Consider the following 20,371-nt stretch of genomic DNA (forward strand, 5'->3'; position numbering starts at 1 on the left):
TGGAAGTAGATGGCAGGGGTAGCTGGATTCGAACCAACGGATGCCGAGATCAAAACCCGGTGCCTTACCACTTGGCGATACCCCTAATGCGGCAGAACTTTAATATTTTTGCGATGTTATGTCAAGGTAAATTAACAGTCTTACCGCAAATAGATGTTCTGTCTTTTTTCGAGAAATGGCAGGGGTAGCTGGATTCGAACCAACGGATGCCGAGATCAAAACCCGGTGCCTTACCACTTGGCGATACCCCTAGATTTGATGAATGTAAATGGCAGGGGTAGCTGGATTCGAACCAACGGATGCCGAGATCAAAACCCGGTGCCTTACCACTTGGCGATACCCCTAATACATACATCTACAGGTGAAAAATGGCAGGGGTAGCTGGATTCGAACCAACGGATGCCGAGATCAAAACCCGGTGCCTTACCACTTGGCGATACCCCTATTGAACTTTGAATTGACGTAAAGGAGATTCTTGCAAACTGTCCACCAGGTAAGCTTTACATGGCGCATTTACCAGAATATCCGCGATATTCAATTCATCAGTTACCTCAATAAACACGCAGGCACCTGTACCTGTCAACTTTGCAACTCCGAACTGGTCAAGATATTGCATGGCTGCATCGACTTCTGGATATAGGCTTCTCGCTACTGGCTCAAAGTTATTTCCAAAATCAGATGGTGTTTGCTGATAGGCGCAAAATTTAGATGGCTTCGTGTCTCTTGTCAACATTTTTTGTGAAAAAAGCTGTTGAGTGCTGATAAAACAGTCAGGTTTTAATACAATGAATTTTTTTTGATCTAAGTCTATGAATGTTAAGTGTTCACCAATGCCTTCGGCCCAAGCATTCAGACCATGCACAAAAATGGGAACATCTGCCCCGAGCTTTAGCCCAAGTTCGGCAAGTTGCCCGTTGCTAAGGCCACATTGCCAGAGCTGGTTGACCACAATCAGCGTTGTGGCTGCATTGGAAGAGCCGCCCCCAAGGCCTGCACCCATTGGAATATTTTTTTCTATATGAATGCTTAAACCACAAGGAGTCTTCGCATGGGGCCGTAACATCTGCACGGCGCGATAGATCAGGTTATGTTCCTGATCGACCGAAGCCAGTCCCTCAATCTGAATCGCATCATCAGCGCCTTGTTCAAACTCCAGCCAGTCATATAAGTTAATCAGCTGGAAAATGGTTTGCAGCTCATGATAACCATCCGGCCGGCGACCGGTAATATGTAAAAACAAATTCAGCTTTGCAGGGGAGGGAACACGAATCATCATATCTGGATCAGAGCAGTTAACGGTTTTGAATCAGCATTGTAATACGGTTTTCACCCCCATTCTCAAGCGCGTGTTTTAAAATCAGGCGGTTTGGTAGTTTTGCCTGCTGGTTATAGCTTAGCTCTACTATCCATTGATCTTCTACAATCTGGCTGATGCGCTGGGCACTATCTTTCTGGATTTGAGCAGCCTGAGTGGAAGGACGCGCCTGTACCCAGTCCACCAGATGGCTTATGGGTGCCTGCCAGCCAGTTGCACGTTGCAGCAGTTCCTCAGCGCTTTCCGCCTGAATCAGTCCGGTTTTTGCGCTATTTAAAGTGACCTGGCCGGGTTTGCCTGAAATCTGGGTTCGACCCACGCCTAAAATGCCAGTCAGTTCGATGTCAAATTCTTCCTGCTGCTGTACCCAGGTGAAAAAAGCACTGCCACTTTGCTGTGGGGTGCGTACGCCGATTTTCCCCTGTAACTGGAACTGGTTTTCTGCTTCCAGTACCGTACCGGTGGTCGGTGCTTGGGGCTGGACAATGTGCTGACAGCCCGTCATGAATAAGGCAGTGGCTGCAAACATGCTGCAGCCTAAAGAGTTCCAATAGCGCATAGGTGTAGTTACCTGTTGTTTATTGTGGTGCTAACAATAGCGAATTAAGTTGTTCTAATTCGGGGGCATTTGCGTGGTTTTGTTGTAGTTGTTGTAACACTTGATGAAATTGCTGTAAATCTCCATGCATATATAAGGCACGTGCATAACGTATTCCGATCTTAAGACTGGCATTTAGCGTATAAGCTTTGGCCAGCACCTGGGAGGCTTTAGCAAAGTCATTTTGCAAATAGCAGATATAGCCATAAGTATCCAGAATTGATGCCTGTTCCGGTGCATATTCCAGGGCCAGCTCTGCATAATGCCGCGCTTCTTCAAGGCGGCGATTTTGCATGGCGAGGGTGTAGGCATAAGCATTCAGATAGGTTGGGCTATGCGGCTCAATTTTGAGCAGGGCTTGCAGCAGTTTATCCAGCTTGTTGCGATCTGCAAAAGGATCAAGCAACAGTACTTGGGCATAGATCAGCTCCGGGTCATCCGGCAGGTTGTTGCTGGCTTCTTCCAGAAGACGAATCGCAGCCTTTTTATTGTCCATACGCTTCAGGATGTCGGCTTGGGCCAGATACAGAAAACTGGTGTGCTGTGGATAGTTTACCCGTTCCTGGGTCAGGAAACGTAAAGCATCATGCAGTTTGTCCTGCTTGGCAAAGATGGAAATAATATTACGCCGAGAGACAATATACAGGCTGCCATCTACCAGTCGATAATAGGCTTTTGCTGTTTCATAATGTTGTTTACGTTCGGTATTGACAGCCAGATAGTAATAGGCTTCGTTTTGATACTGCGCCGAATAGCGTAGCTCGACCAGATATTTTTCAGCCTGTTCATATTCTTTTAAATCAATACTGGTCAGACCGGCAATAAACAGGGCTTCTTCAGCAGTCGGCCATTTCTTTAAAATATCCTGCAATTTTTTTAAGGCAGTCACTGAATCATTCAGTTTGATGCGGTATTTTACTTCAGCCAGTCGCACCTCAAGGTTGTTACGATGTTTACGGCTGGATTTTTCATACCATTTTAGCGTTTCGTTATAATCGCCCATGGCATCCAGCAGGTTGGCTTTGAGCAGTATGTAGCCGGTTGTCTTCGGTCTTTTCCTGAGTGCTTGTCCAATGGTTTCCAGTGCTTGAGCCAGCTGGCCATTTTGGGCTTCAAGGCCGGCAATCAGAACAAGAATCGAGGGGTTATTTTTAGCACTGCTTTTGCTGAGTGCATTGATCAGGTAGGCGCGGTCCTCAGAATCTTCAGGGGAAATTCCGGCCAGAATCTCTTCCAGATCTGCGCTGTCATCAATGTGCAGGATTTTCTCCAGCGTTTCTGCGGCCAGCTCATACTCATGTGCTTTTAAGGCGATGTGCGACAAGTAGAACAATGCAGGCACATCTTGCGGTTCCTGAACCACCCAGTGCGTGGAAATGTCCAGTGCCGCAGATAGGTCATCGTGTTCCAGGGCAATATTGAGTGCGCGCTCTTTCACGGCGGTGGAATTACTTTTAATCGCCAGCACGGTATAGTTATGCAGGGCAGTTGGAATATCATGATAGGCCAGCGCAAACTCAGCCACCATACTTTGTTTTATGGCATCATAATTCTGATTTGCATGGTAGGCTGTTCCTGCTGCATGAAGATGCACAGTTGAAACCATGCTCCCTACCAGCAAGAATGTGGTAGAATATTGCTTAATTGTAGGCCCGTTCATACGGCTAGCTGTTTGACGCAATTTTTCTTGATCCAAGTAATGCTTTTTATGACACCGATGTTGCACAATAGCATAAATTTATTGAAATGATGACCTGATATGTCTTTCTTTGCATTGGGTGTCAACCATCAAACTGCCTCTGTAGAGCTACGCGAACAGATTGCATTTAATCCTGAAAAATTAAGTGCCTTGCTCGCTGCACAGAGCCAACACCCTGAATTAAACGATATGGTGGTGGTCTCTACATGTAACCGAACCGAAGTTTACGCGATGTCGGACAATGTCGACATCGTGCTGAACTGGCTTGCCCAAAAAAATGGGGTTGATGTCAAGCAACTGCAAAATCACGTCTATCGTTATGAAAATGCACAGGCAGTTACACATTTGATGCGGGTAGCCAGCGGTCTGGACTCACTGATGCTCGGGGAACCTCAAATTCTGGGACAGGTTAAGTCTGCTTTAACGCTGGCCAAAGAAGCCGAAATCGTTTCTCAGGACTTAAACCGTATTTTTGAATATGCTTTCTATGCAGCCAAACGCGTACGTTCGGAAACTGCTGTAGGAAGTCATGCCGTTTCTATGGGTTATGCCGTTGCCCAACTGGCCATTCAGGTGTTTAGTCATCCTGAAAAGCTGACTATTCTGGTGGTTGCAGCAGGAGAGATGAACAGTCTGGTGGCCAAATACCTTGCGGAAATGGGGGTGGGCAAGATCATTATCTGTAACCGTACCCAGACACGTGCTGAAACTCTGGCTCAGGAAATTGCCCATCGGGTTGATGTGGAAATTATCGACTTTGACCAGCTGGCGGCTCATCTGCATCGTGCGGATGTGATTTCCAGCTGCACTGGTAGTCTGCACCAGGTAATTCCTTATGCTGCTGTCAAAGCTGCTTTAAAGAAACGCCGTTATCAGCAAATGTTATTGGTGGATCTGGCTGTACCGCGTGATATTGATCCGAAAATTGAAAAACTGGATGGGGTGTATCTCTACGGTGTAGATGATCTGCAAAGTGTGATTGATGAGAATCTGGCGCAGCGTCGTCAGGCAGCCGTTGAAGCAGAAGTGATGGTCAATCAGCTGGCTACTGAGCTGATGACCCAGCAAAAGGTCAATCAGGCGGGTAGCACCATTCATGCCTATCGCGAACATGGTGAAGTTCTGCGTCAGGAAGAGCTGCAACTTGCGACCCAGCGCATTGCCAAGGGAGAAAATGCAGAGAAAGTATTGGCCGAGTTTTCTCATCGTCTGACCCAGAAACTGCTGCATCCGACTTCGATTTTGTTACGTGAAGCCGCAAAAGCGGAAGATCCAGGCGTTTTTAAACTGATGCGTGATAACCTGCATGATGTGATGGATAAGCGCCGCAAGCCGAAGCATGAGGATTTATCCTTGATGGATAAGACTATAGATATTTAATGAAAGACTGCTATTACTCTTGTTATTTTCTTGCCCGATAGCTTTTTCTGGTGGATTTATCTTGCAGAGTGCTGACTTTATTTGCTGGCTGAAACACTAGCAGGTTTTGCAAAACCCTGCATAGCAAGCGCTTTAAATTCTATTTCCAAACTATATTTTTAATCGAGTTCCGCTAGAAGAATGGCAGATGCGATATAGGTCTGAAACTTTGATAGGGAGCTAAAAATGATAATTATAGTAGCGCTTAATCTTCCAGCAGAGTCATTGAGCGCTTTTTATCAATTTCATAAATCTGCATCTTGAGATTTTTCATTTCTGCAATGCTATTAAATTTTTTCGATCTGATCTTGTGCTGTAAGCACTGATATTGCAACTTGATTGAAAAGTCAGCTGCCAGCTTGTCCGCCTGTTCCGGGGAGGAGGTATAGTCACTGACATTGGCATGTTGCAGAATATGCTGCAATTCACGATGATAGGCCGCACAGGCCCCGAGTACATAATAAATCGAAAGCTCGGGATCATCCGGTAATTCATCAAAAATAATATTTAGAATATTCAGAATTTTAAACAGCAGCTGATCAGGCGAAATCAGGGCACGCAAAGGCTCAAAATGAATATACAGATAGGGGTGATTCATTAAAATTGCAATGACATATTCTTCAGCATCAATCTTGGTACTAAAGCTTAAGGAGGCGTCATTATTGACTTTGGGTTGCCACTTTCGGCTAAAGCCTAATTTTTCCCGGAAAAACTGCTGCAGCAGATAGCGAAATGAGCCTGTTTTGGGCAACAGTTCAGTTAGCTGGCGCAGTTCACCCATGACCTGACTTTTGCCTTCGGGCGTGGCCACATCATGGTTTCGGGTCAGGTGAGCAAAGACAAAGTCCGAAAGCAGCGGGGCCTGATCCAGTAAACGGCGGAAATTTTCCAGTCCTTCACGGCGAATTAACGAGTCTGGGTCATGATCATCCGGCAGGACAAAGAACTTAAGTTCACGGCCATCATTTAAGAGCGGCAGGGCAATTTCCAGAGTACGCCGTGCAGCTTTTTGTCCGGCGGCATCACCATCAAAGGCAATCGTAATCCGATTATTCTGCTTAAACAGGATATTCAGATGTTCTGTATTACTGGCTGTACCCAGGGTCGCCACGGCACCATGGATGCCGGCTTGCTGTAAGGCAATCACATCCATATAACCTTCGACCATTAGCCAGTCTTGGGCTTTTTGCTTGCGGCCTTCGTATAAACCGTACAGCAGCTGGTTTTTATGGAAAACTTCTGAATCTGGCGAGTTGATATATTTGGGCTTGATTTCATTATTTAGCGCACGGCCACCGAAACCGACGATCCGGCCTTTGCTGTCACGAATCGGAAAGATGACGCGGTCACGCAGCAGGTCGAAATCCCGGCCGCTGTCACTGGTCCGAATCAGGCCCAGCAGTTTGAGTCCCTGAATATCCTGTGGAAAGGCTTTTTCCAGATGTTGCCAGTCCTCGGGTGCATAGCCTAAGCGCCAGTAGGCCACTGTTTCATGACTTAAACCGCGCTGTTTAAAATATTGCTGGGCATTGGGACTGTGAGGTAACTGGCGTTCATAAAACTGTGCAATATTTTCCAGTAAGTCATACAGATTGCCGTCAGCCTGACTTTCTACAGCTGGCATTTGCTCAAAAGAGGCAAATGGATCATCGGTATAAAATTCAGGGTCTGGCGCCTGAATTTCAGCAAAAGGGTCAAAATAAGCCGCTTGTTCAGGTGCAGGATTTGCGGGTGGATTTGTTGTTTTTACAGGCGGCGCTGTGACCGGCTTGGGCTTGGCTTCACGCTTGTATTTCAGCCGGTTGGAATCTTTATTGTCTTTAGGCAGTTCAATCCCGGTCTGGCTGGACAGTTCTTTCATCACCTCGACGAAATTACGGCTGCCAATATCCATCAAAAAGCGGATGGCATTTCCGTTGGCCTGACAGCCGAAACAGTGAAAATACTGCTTGTCGCGATAGACGTGGAAAGAAGGTGACTTTTCCTGATGGAAGGGGCAGCAGCCCGAATAGGTACGGCCAGTCTTTTTTAATTTCACGTATTGACCAATCACATCGACAATGTCGGTGCGATCGAGAATCTGATCAATCGTATGCTGAGGAATGGCCATGGTGTATTGAGCTGCTCGTGCTGCGTGTCTAAATTCTAAATCATTGAAAAAATGAGAATAGTCTAATGGAACTGTCGTCTTGCAAATTCCTTTGTATACCTTTTGAGCAGATTGTTCAAGCATTGCCCGGACAAAACAAAAGGGCAAGTATGATACCTTGCCCTTAATAAAATTGCACCTCGAACCGTGACTTGATTGAACGGTTCTGTCAGACCTAGTCTTCGCTCTCCGGACGGTCCAGTAAGCCAAATGATATCCGGTTGGTCCAGCTGCGTTTTGGTGGTTCAAGTTCTGCTGGCTGGCTTGTAGTATCGGTTGCCGTGCTGGCACCTTTACCAAAGATACCCAAAGTCGCACGGTTCAGGAGGCTGCCTTCATGACGCGCTGCGCGCAGGTTGACCTCACCATTGGCTTTCACCAGATTCGGATAGTTCAGCTTCAAAACTTCAATATACTGCTGCGAAGTTGCTTTATCTCCCAGCTTGTCATATCCATAGGCGACTGTGGCCAAAGCTTCCGGAATCTGAGGTGTTTTCGGATAGTGTTCGATCACCCACAATGAGCGTTCTACAGCAGCCAGATACGCCTTACGTTTCAGGTTGAAACGCGCTGCACTCATTTCATGCTCTGCCAGTTCCTGACCGATAAACTGCATACGTTGCGCGGCATCTACTGCATAACTGCTGGATGAATGGCGGCGAATGAAATCGACAAAGTTCTGGTAGGCCAGTTTCAGATAACTGACATCACGGTGCGACTGTTTTAGTGAGGTATAACGCATCAGGCCATTATAGTTCTGTTCCATATTGGCCACACCACGCACATAATAGGCATAGTCTACGTTAGGGTGCTGCGGGTTTAGACGGATAAAACGTTCAGCCAGTGCGACAGCACCCTCAAAATCTTTTTGCTGGAATTTGACATAGAGCAGCTCAAGCTGGGCCTGCGGTGCATATTGGCTGGTCGGAAAATAGGTTTCCAGTGCTTCAAGCTGTTTTGCTGCATCACTATATTGATTACGATCTAGCGCTTTCTGTGCTTTTTGAATATAAACTTGTTCGCTAGACTCTGGACCTTTGTCCACGACTTCTTTTTTGGGATTACTGCTACAGCCTACCATTGCCGATGCAACGCCTAACGTAATTGCAAGCATTGTCATTTTATAATGTGGTAGCGACATAAAAATTCCTCTGTTAATACGGGCAATGAGCTACAATTGCACTATTAAACCACTTTTGTCTGAATGAGCAAATGAGTCAAGCACAATCTTCCAATTCTAATATCCCTGAGACTGATTTCAATTTACTTGAAGATTCTGAGGATGCAGATAACCATACTTCAGAACCAACTGCAACACGTTTATCGTTGCAATTTCAATTGGATGAAACTTATATTGGCCTGCGTATCGACCAGATTGCTGCAATGGTCTGGAGTGACTTTTCTCGGGAAAAACTCAAGCAATGGATTAAAGAGGGCAATTTATTGGTGAATGGTCAACCAGTTAAGCCCAAATTTAAAAGTGACGGTTTTGAAACATTAACACTCAATGTTGAGCTTGAATCACAGACCCGTAGCCTGCCGGAAGATATTCCGTTAAACATTGTATATGAAGATGATGACATTATTGTCATTAACAAGCCGGTGGGTATGGTGGTGCATCCGGGTGCAGGCAATACTTCAGGAACTCTGGTCAATGCCTTATTGCATTATTATCCGAAATCGTCTGAGCTGGCGCGCGCAGGTTTGGTACACCGAATCGACAAAGACACCAGTGGTTTATTGGTGGTGGCAAAAAACCTTGAGGCTCAGTTTGCTTTAAGTAAACAGCTGGAAAAGAAATCGGTATATCGTCTGTATGATCTGGTGGTTTACGGCAATATTATTGCTGGTGGTACCATTGATGAACCGATTAAACGCCACCCAGTGGATCGCGTCAAAATGGCGGTATTGCCCGGCGGTAAAGATGCCATCACACACTACAACGTGAAAGAGCGTTTCCAGCATTTTACCCGTGTTCAGGCGCGTCTGGAAACTGGTCGTACTCATCAGATTCGTGTGCATTTTAGCTATTTAGGCTATGGCCTGCTTGGCGATCAGGTATATATGCCGCGTGTACGTTTGCCGGCAGGTGCATCGCAGCTCCTTGAGGATACTCTACGCGGTTTTAAGCGTCAGGCCTTGCATGCCGCTAAGCTCGGACTGGTTCATCCGCGTACCCATGAGGAAATGATGTTTGAAGCGCCGTGGCCAGAAGATTTTGCCCATCTGGTTGAAGTACTGCGTAGCGAAAACAAAGCGTATTAATTTTTCTATCTAGGCCGTCATCAGTATAAGGAATCGAGATGCAATTTGTCGCAGGACTTCCTCAAGGGGTATGTGTGGGTCAGACCCGTGTCCATCATGATCAGGTTCAGCCATCTATGCAGCCGGAACTGGCAGGTTTTAACCTGGCATTGCATGTGAATGATGAGGCTGCACGTGTCTACAAGCATCGCATTCAGCTGCTACAGGATTTTCAGGCTTTCGGTGTGGATAAAATCACCTGGATGAGCCAGACGCATAGCACGATTTGCCATACTATTAATGAACAGATCCCGTTTGAAGCACTGGTGGGAGATGGTCTGGTGACACAGCGTAAAGCGCATGCCCTCATAATGATGACGGCAGACTGTTTGCCGGTGGTGCTGGTGAATGGGGAAGGAACCGAGGTTGCCAACCTGCATGCTGGCTGGCGGGGCCTGGCGGGTGGAATTATTGAAAATACCATTGCCAGTATGCAGTCCCGGCCGGTCTGGGCCTGGTTGGGTGCGGCCATCAGCCAGCCTTGCTTTGAAGTGGGTACAGAAGTGAAAGAGGCATTCTGTTCAAAATATCCTGAGCTGGACAGCGCATTTCAGGCAGGACAGCAAGCCGGAAAATACTATGCTGACCTGTATGCAATTGCGCGTTACATCTTGCAGCAACATGGGGTAATGACCATTTTGGGCGGCGATCAGTGTTCCTATACTCAAGCCGATGAATACTTTTCCTATCGCCGTGAAGCCAAAACCGGGCGCATGGCAACATTCGTGTTTATGGCCTGAAACTGTTAAACTTGACTGAAATTACTGGTTTTTGATTGTTATGTCCCTATCTTCCAAATCTGTTGCGATTGTTTATCACAGTCCTTATGGACACACGGCTAAAGTGGCAAACTTTATTGCTGAAGGTGTGCAAAAGGCAAGTGTTCAGGTACATATGATGAATGTTGAGCAGATTGATTGGGAGTTACTGGACGCCAGTGATGCGATTGTTTTTGGCTGCCCCACCTATATGGGAAGTCTGACGGCGGCCATGAAACTATTTATGGAGCAGTCGTCCAAACGCTGGGTAGCACGTAGCTGGCAGGGGAAACTGGCTGCTGCATTTACCAATGGTGGTGGTTTAAGTGGTGACAAGCTTGCTGTTTTACAACAGATTAACCTGTTTGCGATGCAGCATGGCATGTTGTGGTCCGGCTTGCCTTTGATGCCGACCGGCCGTTCTGCAACAGACCTGAACCGCATGTCGAGCTTTTTAGGACTGATGACCCAGTCGGATAATGCACCGGTTGAAGTGACACCGCCAGAAGGGGATTTGCAGACTGCACTCTGGTTTGGGGAGTATATTGCCCTTACGCTAGCCAGATTACATAGCAAAGTTTAAAAGCATAAAAAACCTCCATACTAGGGAGGTTTTTTATTGACCGGGTTCAGCTCTTATTTATGAAATAAACGTGCTTTATCACGTTGCCAATCACGGTCTTTTTCAGTCGCACGCTTATCATGCAGCTGCTTACCTTTTACCAGGGCAATTTCCAGTTTGGCATTTGGCCCTTTCCAGTAGCAGGCCAATGGTACGCAAGCATAACCTTTCTGGTTAATCGCGCCCATCAGTTTTTCAATTTCACGGCGGTTCAATAACAGCTTGCGGGTACGTGTAGCTTCCGGCACGACATGCGTAGATGCACTGAGCAGAGGTTGAATTTGCGCCCCGAACAGGAAAGCCTCACCATTTTTAAAGGTGATATAGCTCTCTACAATGGTCATACGGCCCGCACGTAAAGATTTGACTTCCCAGCCTTGTAAGGAAAGTCCAGCTTCAAATTTTTCTTCAATAAAATAATCATGACGGGCACGTTTGTTGAGTGCAATCGTTCCGCCGTTATTTTTTTTAACTACAGTTACTTTCGCCATAATCCGACACTTCCAAAGTTAAAGCTATTGTACCGTAACTTTTATTGAGTTGAAGAGTTTAAATTAGTGGAGTTTCTTCAACAAAAATCAAGATTTTGCTAAAATAGCGGCCTACATAACAAACAGAGTACAAATGGATGTCTAAAACTCGTGTGATATATCCGGGAACTTTTGATCCAGTTACCAATGGTCATATTGATTTGGTAACACGTGCATCAAGAATGTTTGATGAAGTTGTGGTGGCTATTGCCATTGGTCATCATAAAAATCCGGTATTTAGTCTGGAAGAGCGAGTTGAGCTAGCCAAACAGTCCTTAAGCCATTTGGACAATGTTGAATTTGTAGGATTTGACGGTTTGCTGGTGAATTTCTTCCGTGAACAGAAGGCAACAGCGGTATTACGCGGTTTACGTGCAGTGTCTGATTTTGAGTATGAATTTCAGCTAGCGAATATGAACCGTCAACTGGATGCTCATTTTGAAGCGGTATTTTTAACGCCTTCAGAGCAATATTCATTTATTTCATCCACATTGGTGCGTGAAATTGCTCGTTTAAGAGGGGATGTAACCAAATTTGTTCCACCAAATGTGGTTGCTGCCTTCGAGCGTAAACTTCAACAAGGTTGGTAGAGTGTCTTTATATATCACCGATGAATGTATCAATTGTGATGTCTGTGAACCTGTATGCCCGAATGAGGCAATTTATATGGGGGAACTCATTTATGAGATCAATCCTGATCTGTGTACCGAGTGCGTCGGACATCATGACAAACCGCAGTGCCAGTTATTCTGTCCTGTAGACTGTATTCCGCTTGATCCGAATCATGTGGAGACGCAGGAACAGCTACAGGCCAAGTATGAAAAACTGACTGCTCAAAAAACATCAAGCAATTAGTTGTCAGATTTGATACTATGCGGCTCGAAGTGAGCCAGACGATCGCTGCTGTGGAAATCTCCGTGATTGAAGCAGGGGAGGAAAGTCCGGGCTTCATAGGGCAAGGTGCCAGGTAACGCCTGGGCGGCGCGAGCCGACGGAAAGTGCAGCAGAGAGTAGACCGCCTTCATTGTGGTTCTGAGCAATCGGAACCGGAGGTAAGGGTGAAAGGGTGCGGTAAGAGCGCACCGCATGACTGGTAACAGTTCATGGCATGGTAAACCCCACCGGAAGCAAGACCAAATAGGGATCCGTTAGGCATGGCCCATGCTGGATCCGGGTAGGTCGCTTGAGCGTATGAGTGATTGTACGCCTAGAGGAATGATCGTTCTCGACAGAACCCGGCTTATCGGCTCACTTCAACAAATTTTGATCAAACAGTGCATTATGGGGTTGACGCTCTTTAAAGAAAATCTCATAATGCGCGCACAGTTTAAGGCTATGTAGCTCAGTTGGTTAGAGCACCGCACTCATAATGCGGGGGTCACAGGTTCAAGTCCCGTCATAGCCACCATATTATGAAAAACCCCACTCCGATTGAGTGGGTTTTTTTATGCCTTTAAAAATTAAAATGAATATAATGAATGAATTGTAAAAGAATGAAATTTAATAAAATGGCTATAGATCAAATAAATTGGCAGAAAGATAATTTTGAGAATATTCAAACAGCTTGGGAAGGTGATCTCTGGGATCGACGATGCTTGGGTGAACAACTGACTAACTATGTTGATCGCCTGCAATGTGGGGCGGTTTTGGCCTTAGATGCACGTTGGGGTGAGGGTAAAACATGGTTTGTAAGGCACTGGAAAAAGTATTTAGAAGATGAAAAGCACAATGTTATTTATTTGGATGCCTTTGCGAATGATTATTTAGATGATCCTTTCTTAACGATTGCAGCAGAGATTAGCCAAGCTTTTAAAGATTCTGATGAAATTGGTATTGAAGAGATTAATGATTTTAATTCAAAGACTGCCTCGGTTTTAATTTCTCTAGCAGCTGTAATACCAATGATTGCAGCTAAAGCTGGAATGCACTGGATAGGTTTAGGTGGAGCAGGCGAGACAATAAAAGCAGTTTATGATGAGGGAAAGGATGTTTTTGATGTTGCTAGTGAGGAAGTAGCATCTAAAGTAAAAGAGCAAATAGAAAAGAAAATTGAAAATCATCATATAGAAAAACAAACGATTCAGGATTTTAAGAAAGAACTAGCCGAACTTGCTGCTCAATTAGAAAAACCTTTAGTTTTTATTATTGATGAGTTAGATCGCTGTCGCCCCGATTTTGCAATTCGTCTAATTGAAAGAATTAAGCACTTTTTTGATATTCCAAAAATTGTTTTTGTTTTAGTAATGAATAAGCCACAATTATTACAATCTATCAAAAGTGTGTATGGTTATGAAGCGGAGAGGAATGGGGATTATTTAGAAAAATTTATTGATTTTACAGTACATCTTTCTTCAGGAAAGTGTGAAAAAAATTATGAAAATATTATCAAAGAACAACTCTTTCGAATAGGAGAGTTGGCTAATAAAGATGAAGTGAACGAGTTCTATTTTTGGGTTTTAGCTTTGCAATTAGAGAAAAAATTAAATCCGCGTGAGTTAGTTAAAAAGCTAAATCAATATGCTTTATTAAGGACAAATGAAACTAACAAGAATTTAATTCTTATTAGCCTAATGATGACACCGTTATCAGTACAACATGATTATATTAGGTATTTTGAAATAATTATTAAAATCTTATCTAATAGTCTGTATTTAAATAAGAGGGATTTTATGAAAAAACATAACCTTAATTTAAATTTTGATACTAAGTTTGATGCAATTACTGATACTACATGGGTGCGAGATATATTGAAATGGGATTATAAAATTGAAGATTTTTTTTATGAGTAGCTTTATTCATGAGCATCATAATATTGAGCGAATTAGAGATGATGCTAGTTGGAAAGAAAGCAAGTACATAGAGTATTTGTCTGCATTTTCAATAAGCCCTTTGAATAAAACTAGTGATTTTATTGAATCTTGGATGAATTATATAAAAACTGGACTGTAATTTTATGAATTAGATATAAAATTTACCAAGTTAACCACATCATCCGCCTGCAATTGTTCACGCATTTTTAAAAACTGCTTTTCATCTATGTCATAGATTTTGAGGGAAAGCAGTTTTTCTATATCTTCTTGTGGAAAACGATATTTAATAATTTTAGCAGGTACACCACCGACAACCGCATACGGTGGCACGTCTTTGGTGACGACCGCACCTGTGGCAACGACAGCACCTTCACCGAGTGTCACGCCTTGCATAATCATGGCACGAGAGCCAATCCAGCAACCATCACCAATGATAGTGTCACCTGCCGGTACAAAACTGCGTGTATCAAATGGAAATGCTGATATCCAGTCAGTACGGTGCAACTGGTTGCCCCCCATCATAATCACGCATTCGGCGCCAAAACAGACGAAATTACCAATATAAAGCTGATCAATCGGCTTCTCAGGCGTAGAGGGCTTGTCATGCAAATAGCGAACCACACAACGTTCAAAGCCCTGATCCCAATAGGCTGAGTAATAACTATAATTCCCCTTAATGTGAATATTCGGATTCTTCACCGTTTTGGAAATAAACTCGAATTCGCACCAATGCTTTACCGGGGAATTAACTAAACGTTCAGACATGAAATTTACAGACTTAATAATTTCAACCATATTATAACTGAGTTTGGTTTAAATGCTGAAAAGCTTCTATTGCACGTACTCGACTACTTTTTAAATCAACAATAGGGCGTGGATAATCCAGATCTGGATTTGAATTTTTTGCATAAGGTTCATGAATTTGTTTGGCATCTAAATGCGCAATCTCAGGTACCCATTTACGAATATAATCACCGTTAGAGTCAAATTTTTGAGATTGGCTGACAGGATTAAAAATACGGAAATAGGGTACAGCATCAGTTCCTGTAGATGCACACCATTGCCATCCACCATTATTTGCAGCCAAATCACCATCTATTAAATGTTGCATAAACCATGCTTCACCATGACGCCAATCAATTAATAGATTCTTTGATAAAAACATCGCACAGATCATGCGAACGCGATTATGCATCCAACCTGTAGCGAGCAGTTGCCGCATGCCGGCATCCACAATAGGGATGCCTGTCTGTCCCTGCTGCCAAGCATGTAAATCTTCAGGTGCATGTCTCCATTGAATACGCTGAGTATCTTGTTTAAAGGGCAAAGACATTGATACACGGGGAAATTCGAACAAGATATGTTGATAAAATTCACGCCATAGGAGTTCATCTAACCATATTTGCTGACCTTGATTGTCAAAATGAAGATAACCTGTATGACCAAATAATGCTGCTAAACATTGGCGAATAGACAGTATTCCAGTATTCAAATAAGCAGCAAGTTGGCTCGTACTATTGAGTGCAGGAAAATCTCGTTCTAAGTGGTAATGGCTGACTCGATGCTTAATAAAATCATCTAATATACCCCCGGCATGATGTTCTCCAACTTGCCAAAGTGTTTGTTGTTCTTCTGAGATGTGCTGATCTGGATAAATCGCTTCAAAACTGGGCAAGAGACGTGAAAAATCATCATGAGGTGCTATTGGGGGCTGTGCCTCAATAGTTGGGTAACAAGTGGGAATACTGATACTTAACTGCTCGTAGCACTGTTTTTTAAATGCACCAAAAACCTGGTAGGGCTGTCCGCTTTTATTGCGTATATTTCCGACTATAAAAAGCGTTCGATCATGATACAACTCAAAACCTACACCATTCAATTCAAGGAGTTTCTGTGCTTGAGTATCTCTTTTTAATTCATTGATACCTAATTCAATATTGGCATGTACATTTTGAATGTGATGTGTTTTACAAAGCTTTAGAAGTTGTTGTGGTAGATCTTTCCAGAGCGGGGTGATGAGGTGAATAAGAGGAATATTTAACTGAGCAAGTTTGTTTTTGAGTTGCTGAAGTTGTCTAAGATAAAAATCAATTTTAATTGGAGCGTCTTGATGTTGTTGCCACTGCGTGGGTGATAAAACCACCAGTGCAATGCATTCACCCGCTTGGCGAGCATGCCAAAGTGCCGTGTGATCATGAATTCTTAAATCTTGTCTAAACCAAATAAGTTGCATGCTAAGTCTGGAATCGGTTGTATTGAATGTTGAAAAAGCATAAACATTTTTAATTGATTTCTATAGTGTTTAATGGTGAATTTATAATAAAAAGCCCCTCAATCGAGGGGCTTTTTATTTAATCGTCTTAAATCTTAAAGATATTCGACTTTTACTATTTCATATTCCACTTCGCCTTGCGGGGTTACGATTTTTACATCATCGCCTTCATTTTTACCTAAAAGGCCACGTGCAATCGGCGAGTTGACAGAGATTTTATTAATCTTAAAGTCTGCCTCGTCATCCCCTACGATTTTATAGGTTTTTTGTTCTTCAGTGTCCAGGTTTTCAATCGTTACCGTGACACCAAAAACTACACGCCCATTTTGCTCAAGCTCCTTGACATCAATCACCAGGCAAGCACCAAGTTTACCTTCGATATCCTGAATGCGGCCTTCACAGAAACCTTGCTGCTCACGTGCAGCATGATATTCCGCATTTTCTTTTAAGTCGCCATGTTCACGTGCTTCCGCAATCGCTGCAGTAATACGTGGACGGTCTACAGTTTTAAGTTGATGTAATTCTTTCTCTAAGGCTTCTTTGCCTTCGGGAGTCATAGGATAACGTTGCATAGTTGTCCCTCATTAATTAAAAAAATAAAGTCTAGAAATGAAAAAAGCCCGCCACCAAGAAGGTGACGGGACTTCTCAGTAACGAATTAACCTACTGTTTGTAAGTCTTGCAAACGATATACATCCATTGGCAATTTAATAGCGAGAGCTTGGCATACAGCGTCAGCACCGTTCAGGGTCGTGGTGTGATACACCTTACCTTGCAGTGCAGAACGGCGGATTGAGAATGAATCCTGCTGAGCTTGCTTCCCTTCAGTGGTATTGATAATGAGGTGAATTTCGCCATTTTTCAAGCGGTCCACAATATTTGGACGGCCTTCGGTTACTTTATTCACACGCTCACATTCAATACCGGCTGCTTTAATGACGTCATAAGTACCGCCAGTTGCGATAATCTTGAAGCCAAAATCAGCAAGTTGCTTCGCAATACCTGCTGCACGCGGTTTATCGGAATCACGTACAGAGATGAAAGCATGTTTAATTTCACCTTCGGTTGGCAGGCCTGGTAAACGGTCATTTGAGCCTAATACAGCTTTATAGAACGCTTCACCAAATGTTTTGCCTACACCCATCACTTCACCTGTCGATTTCATCTCAGGGCCAAGGATCGGGTCAACACCCGGGAACTTGTTGAATGGGAATACCGCTTCTTTCACAGCGAAGTGAGTCGGGATAATTTCTTTAGTAAATCCTTGAGATTCTAAAGATTGACCCGCCATACAACGTGCAGCAACTTTCGCTAAAGAATCGCCGATACACTTAGAAACGAACGGCACAGTACGTGATGCACGTGGGTTCACTTCCAGAATGTAAACATCTTCACCTTTTACGGCAAACTGAACGTTCATCAGACCGATTACGCCAAGCTCTTTGGCCATAGCCACAGTTTGACGGCGCATTTCATCCTGTACGTCTTTGGATAAAGAATATGGAGGAATCGAACATGCAGAGTCACCCGAGTGAATACCAGCCTGCTCAATGTGCTGCATGATCCCACCAATCACCACGTCTTTACCATCAGATACGCAGTCTACGTCAACTTCAATCGCATCATCGAGGAAGCGGTCAAGCAGGACCGGGGCATCGTTAGAGGCTTGAACTGCATCACGAAGGTAGCGTTTCAGCTCTTCTTCGTTATATACGATTTCCATCGCACGGCCACCCAGTACATAAGATGGACGTACAACCAGTGGATAGCCTACTTTTGCTGCTTCCGCAATACCTTCTTCAGCAGATTTAACAATGCTGTTATTTGGCTGACGAAGTTGCAGACGTTGAATCATTTGCTGGAAACGTTCACGGTCTTCTGCACGGTCAATCGCATCTGGAGATGTACCGATAATTGGTGCACCTGCTTCTTCTAAAGCACGAGCCAATTTCAATGGAGTTTGGCCGCCATACTGTACGATAATGCCTTTAGGCTTTTCAGTACGTACGATTTCAAGTACATCTTCCAATGTAATCGGTTCAAAGTACAAACGGTCTGAAGTGTCGTAATCGGTAGATACTGTTTCAGGGTTACAGTTCACCATGATGGTTTCATAGCCGTCTTCACGCATGGCAAGCGCCGCGTGTACACAGCAATAATCGAACTCGATCCCTTGACCAATACGGTTCGGACCGCCACCAATCACCATGATCTTGTCTTTGCTTGATGGATTTGATTCACACTCTTCATCGTAAGTTGAATACATGTACGCTGTATCAGATTCAAACTCTGCTGCACAAGTATCGACACGTTTGTAAACTGGCGTTACACCCAGGTTCCAGCGGTGCTTACGGAATTGTTTTTGTGAAATACCCATCAGGTTCGCGATGCGCAGGTCAGATAAACCTTTGCGTTTGAACGAACGGATGTTGTCTGCATTTAAATCGCCAAAACCTAAAGTTTTGATTTCATTTTCAGTCTTAACGATGTCTTCAATCTGGATCAGGAACCAGCGGTCAATCTTGGTGGCTTCAAAGATATCATCTAAGCTAAAGCCATGACGGAACGCATCAGCCACATACCAGATACGCTCTGGACCCGGCACTTTAAGTTCCTGCAGAATCTTCTCGCGTGCGCCTTCAGTGCCCAGGGCAATTTGTTCGTCAAAACCACATGAACCTACTTCAAGACCGCGAAGCGCTTTGTTCACAGATTCCTGGAAGTTACGGCCGATTGCCATCACTTCACCCACCGACTTCATCTGGGTGGTCAGCGTTGCGTCAGCTTGTGGGAATTTCTCGAAGTTAAAACGTGGAACTTTGGTAACCACGTAGTCAATTGAAGGCTCGAATGACGCAGGAGTTGTACCGCCGGTGATGTCATTTTTCAGTTCATCCAGGGTATAACCCACAGCCAGTTTCGCTGCAATTTTCGCAATCGGGAAACCAGTGGCTTTAGAGGCAAGGGCAGATGAGCGTGATACGCGCGGGTTCATCTCGATGATCACCATACGGCCATCTTCGGGGTTGATCCCGAACTGAACGTTAGAACCACCTGTTTCTACACCGATTTCGCGAAGAACCGCTAAAGATGCATTACGCATCAATTGGTATTCTTTGTCAGTCAATGTTTGCGCAGGTGCAACAGTGATGGAGTCACCAGTGTGTACACCCATTGGGTCAAAGTTTTCAATCGAACATACGATGATACAGTTGTCGTTTTTGTCACGAACAACTTCCATTTCGTATTCTTTCCAGCCAATTAAAGATTCATCAATCAATAACTGTTTGGTTGGAGAAAGATCGAAACCACGTTCACAGATTTCAAGGAATTCTTCACGATTATACGCAATACCACCGCCTGAACCACCCATGGTGAAAGATGGACGGATAATGACAGGGAAACCGAAACGTGCTTGAATTTCCAGCGCTTCTTCCATTGATTCAGCAATGGCCGCTTTTGGACACTCAAGACCGATTTTACGCATGGCCTGATCGAAGAGTTTGCGGTCTTCGGCTTTTTCAATGGCTTCTTTGCTTGCCCCGATCAGTTCAACATTGTATTTTTCTAAAATACCGTTGGCATCCAGTGCAAGTGCGCAGTTCAATGCAGTTTGACCGCCCATGGTAGGCAGGACTGCATCTGGACGTTCTTTTTCAATGATGGCTGCAACCGTTTGCCAGGTAATTGGCTCGATATAGGTTGCATCCGCCATTGCTGGGTCAGTCATAATAGTCGCAGGGTTCGAGTTAACCAAAATAACACGGTAACCTTCTTCACGCAGCGCTTTACATGCTTGAGCACCTGAATAGTCAAACTCACAGGCTTGACCGATAACAATAGGACCAGCACCAATAATTAAGATGCTTTTAATATCCGTACGCTTTGGCATTAT

Annotated in this window: 17 protein-coding genes, 5 tRNA genes and 1 other RNA gene; 9 read left to right on the forward strand and 14 right to left on the reverse strand. The window is 44.3% G+C overall.

From position 1 onward, the window contains the following. Nucleotides 1–10 precede the first annotated feature (10 nt). From E2K74_RS00515 to E2K74_RS00545, 7 genes are all read right to left on the reverse strand, one after another. Nucleotides 11–85 (reverse strand) — tRNA-Gln (locus E2K74_RS00515). Between the two features lie 91 nt (nucleotides 86–176). After that, nucleotides 177–251, reverse strand: a tRNA-Gln gene (locus E2K74_RS00520). 18 nt (nucleotides 252–269) lie between these two features. After that, nucleotides 270–344: transfer RNA gene (locus E2K74_RS00525), tRNA-Gln, on the reverse strand. A gap of 25 nt (nucleotides 345–369) precedes the next feature. Beyond that, nucleotides 370–444: transfer RNA gene (locus tag E2K74_RS00530), tRNA-Gln, on the reverse strand. Further along, nucleotides 443–1,273: a 4-(cytidine 5'-diphospho)-2-C-methyl-D-erythritol kinase gene (ispE, locus tag E2K74_RS00535; RefSeq protein WP_161982758.1), complete on the reverse strand. Its 831-nt coding sequence runs from the start codon at nucleotides 1,271–1,273 to the stop codon at nucleotides 443–445. The genes E2K74_RS00530 and ispE overlap by 2 nt, the downstream gene beginning before the upstream one ends. Nucleotides 1,274–1,292: 19 nt before the next feature. Further along, nucleotides 1,293–1,874, reverse strand: a complete 582-nt coding sequence (lolB, locus tag E2K74_RS00540; protein WP_151205835.1) for a lipoprotein insertase outer membrane protein LolB — start codon at nucleotides 1,872–1,874, stop codon at nucleotides 1,293–1,295. Between the two features lie 19 nt (nucleotides 1,875–1,893). Then, nucleotides 1,894–3,594, reverse strand: coding sequence for a tetratricopeptide repeat protein (locus E2K74_RS00545; RefSeq protein ID WP_151205836.1), 1,701 nt, complete (start codon nucleotides 3,592–3,594; stop codon nucleotides 1,894–1,896). Nucleotides 3,595–3,672: 78 nt separating this feature from the next. Between E2K74_RS00545 and hemA the strand changes: the two genes are divergently transcribed. Next, nucleotides 3,673–4,992, forward strand: coding sequence for a glutamyl-tRNA reductase (gene hemA / locus E2K74_RS00550; protein WP_151205837.1), 1,320 nt, complete (start codon nucleotides 3,673–3,675; stop codon nucleotides 4,990–4,992). 244 nt (nucleotides 4,993–5,236) lie between these two features. Here hemA and E2K74_RS00555 read toward each other — a convergent pair whose 3' ends face one another. Then, the gene (locus E2K74_RS00555; RefSeq protein ID WP_151205838.1) at nucleotides 5,237–7,141 is read right to left on the reverse strand and encodes a DNA primase; all 1,905 of its coding nucleotides are present in this window, start codon (nucleotides 7,139–7,141) and stop codon (nucleotides 5,237–5,239) included. A gap of 214 nt (nucleotides 7,142–7,355) precedes the next feature. Then, nucleotides 7,356–8,321, reverse strand: coding sequence for an outer membrane protein assembly factor BamD (locus E2K74_RS00560; RefSeq protein ID WP_151205839.1), 966 nt, complete (start codon nucleotides 8,319–8,321; stop codon nucleotides 7,356–7,358). Between the two features lie 71 nt (nucleotides 8,322–8,392). On the opposite strand from E2K74_RS00560, the gene rluD reads away from it, so the two are divergent. From rluD to E2K74_RS00575, 3 genes are read left to right on the forward strand one after another with little or no spacing between them, the layout of a single operon-like run. Further along, nucleotides 8,393–9,445, forward strand: a complete 1,053-nt coding sequence (gene rluD / locus E2K74_RS00565) for a 23S rRNA pseudouridine(1911/1915/1917) synthase RluD (protein WP_151205840.1) — start codon at nucleotides 8,393–8,395, stop codon at nucleotides 9,443–9,445. A 38-nt stretch (nucleotides 9,446–9,483) separates the two neighbouring features. Further along, entirely contained in the window at nucleotides 9,484–10,224 is a 741-nt protein-coding gene (pgeF, locus tag E2K74_RS00570; protein ID WP_151205841.1) for a peptidoglycan editing factor PgeF, read from the forward strand. 40 nt (nucleotides 10,225–10,264) lie between these two features. Continuing rightward, entirely contained in the window at nucleotides 10,265–10,825 is a 561-nt protein-coding gene (locus E2K74_RS00575) for a flavodoxin family protein (RefSeq protein WP_151205643.1), read from the forward strand. 53 nt (nucleotides 10,826–10,878) lie between these two features. On the opposite strand, the gene smpB is transcribed toward E2K74_RS00575, so the two are convergent. After that, a complete protein-coding gene (smpB, locus tag E2K74_RS00580; RefSeq protein ID WP_151205644.1) occupies nucleotides 10,879–11,355 on the reverse strand; it encodes an SsrA-binding protein SmpB in 477 nt (158 codons plus the stop codon). A gap of 137 nt (nucleotides 11,356–11,492) precedes the next feature. On the opposite strand from smpB, the gene coaD reads away from it, so the two are divergent. From coaD to E2K74_RS00605, 5 genes are all read left to right on the forward strand, one after another. Further along, nucleotides 11,493–11,984, forward strand: coding sequence for a pantetheine-phosphate adenylyltransferase (gene coaD / locus E2K74_RS00585; protein ID WP_151205645.1), 492 nt, complete (start codon nucleotides 11,493–11,495; stop codon nucleotides 11,982–11,984). Nucleotide 11,985: 1 nt separating this feature from the next. Then, complete coding sequence (locus E2K74_RS00590) at nucleotides 11,986–12,249, forward strand: YfhL family 4Fe-4S dicluster ferredoxin (protein WP_151205646.1); 264 nt, start codon at nucleotides 11,986–11,988, stop codon at nucleotides 12,247–12,249. A 26-nt stretch (nucleotides 12,250–12,275) separates the two neighbouring features. Next, nucleotides 12,276–12,653, forward strand: an RNA gene (gene rnpB / locus E2K74_RS00595) — RNase P RNA component class A. A 72-nt stretch (nucleotides 12,654–12,725) separates the two neighbouring features. Continuing rightward, nucleotides 12,726–12,802 (forward strand) — tRNA-Met (locus E2K74_RS00600). A gap of 100 nt (nucleotides 12,803–12,902) precedes the next feature. Then, on the forward strand, nucleotides 12,903–14,183 hold the full coding sequence (locus tag E2K74_RS00605) for a P-loop NTPase fold protein (protein ID WP_151205842.1): 1,281 nt from the start codon (nucleotides 12,903–12,905) through the stop codon (nucleotides 14,181–14,183). Between the two features lie 162 nt (nucleotides 14,184–14,345). Here the strand turns inward: E2K74_RS00605 and E2K74_RS00610 are convergent, their stop codons facing one another. The 4 genes from E2K74_RS00610 to carB all read right to left on the reverse strand — a co-directional run bounded on the left by E2K74_RS00610 (nucleotide 14,346) and on the right by carB (nucleotide 20,368). Beyond that, nucleotides 14,346–14,969, reverse strand: coding sequence for a CatB-related O-acetyltransferase (locus E2K74_RS00610; RefSeq protein WP_151205843.1), 624 nt, complete (start codon nucleotides 14,967–14,969; stop codon nucleotides 14,346–14,348). A 31-nt stretch (nucleotides 14,970–15,000) separates the two neighbouring features. Then, complete coding sequence (locus E2K74_RS00615; RefSeq protein ID WP_151205844.1) at nucleotides 15,001–16,437, reverse strand: cryptochrome/photolyase family protein; 1,437 nt, start codon at nucleotides 16,435–16,437, stop codon at nucleotides 15,001–15,003. Nucleotides 16,438–16,571: 134 nt separating this feature from the next. Beyond that, nucleotides 16,572–17,048: a transcription elongation factor GreA gene (greA, locus tag E2K74_RS00620; protein ID WP_151203908.1), complete on the reverse strand. Its 477-nt coding sequence runs from the start codon at nucleotides 17,046–17,048 to the stop codon at nucleotides 16,572–16,574. Between the two features lie 86 nt (nucleotides 17,049–17,134). Next, on the reverse strand, nucleotides 17,135–20,368 hold the full coding sequence (gene carB, locus E2K74_RS00625) for a carbamoyl-phosphate synthase large subunit (protein ID WP_151205845.1): 3,234 nt from the start codon (nucleotides 20,366–20,368) through the stop codon (nucleotides 17,135–17,137). Nucleotides 20,369–20,371: the final 3 nt, after the last annotated feature.

Origin of the sequence: Acinetobacter sp. RF15B (genome assembly GCF_007558235.1) — a bacterium.
GTDB classification, from domain to species: Bacteria; Pseudomonadota; Gammaproteobacteria; order Pseudomonadales; family Moraxellaceae; genus Acinetobacter; species Acinetobacter lwoffii_C.

Coding starts and splice junctions, on each gene's coding strand:
- ispE (WP_161982758.1), bottom strand. CDS start 1,273: ATGATTCGTGTTCCCTCCCCTGCAAAGCTGAATTTGTTTTTACATATT.
- lolB (WP_151205835.1), bottom strand. CDS start 1,874: ATGCGCTATTGGAACTCTTTAGGCTGCAGCATGTTTGCAGCCACTGCC.
- hemA (WP_151205837.1), top strand. CDS start 3,673: ATGTCTTTCTTTGCATTGGGTGTCAACCATCAAACTGCCTCTGTAGAG.
- E2K74_RS00555 (WP_151205838.1), bottom strand. CDS start 7,141: ATGGCCATTCCTCAGCATACGATTGATCAGATTCTCGATCGCACCGAC.
- E2K74_RS00560 (WP_151205839.1), bottom strand. CDS start 8,321: ATGTCGCTACCACATTATAAAATGACAATGCTTGCAATTACGTTAGGC.
- rluD (WP_151205840.1), top strand. CDS start 8,393: ATGAGTCAAGCACAATCTTCCAATTCTAATATCCCTGAGACTGATTTC.
- pgeF (WP_151205841.1), top strand. CDS start 9,484: ATGCAATTTGTCGCAGGACTTCCTCAAGGGGTATGTGTGGGTCAGACC.
- E2K74_RS00575 (WP_151205643.1), top strand. CDS start 10,265: ATGTCCCTATCTTCCAAATCTGTTGCGATTGTTTATCACAGTCCTTAT.
- smpB (WP_151205644.1), bottom strand. CDS start 11,355: ATGGCGAAAGTAACTGTAGTTAAAAAAAATAACGGCGGAACGATTGCA.
- coaD (WP_151205645.1), top strand. CDS start 11,493: ATGTCTAAAACTCGTGTGATATATCCGGGAACTTTTGATCCAGTTACC.
- E2K74_RS00605 (WP_151205842.1), top strand. CDS start 12,903: ATGGCTATAGATCAAATAAATTGGCAGAAAGATAATTTTGAGAATATT.
- E2K74_RS00610 (WP_151205843.1), bottom strand. CDS start 14,969: ATGTCTGAACGTTTAGTTAATTCCCCGGTAAAGCATTGGTGCGAATTC.
- E2K74_RS00615 (WP_151205844.1), bottom strand. CDS start 16,437: ATGCAACTTATTTGGTTTAGACAAGATTTAAGAATTCATGATCACACG.
- greA (WP_151203908.1), bottom strand. CDS start 17,048: ATGCAACGTTATCCTATGACTCCCGAAGGCAAAGAAGCCTTAGAGAAA.
- carB (WP_151205845.1), bottom strand. CDS start 20,368: ATGCCAAAGCGTACGGATATTAAAAGCATCTTAATTATTGGTGCTGGT.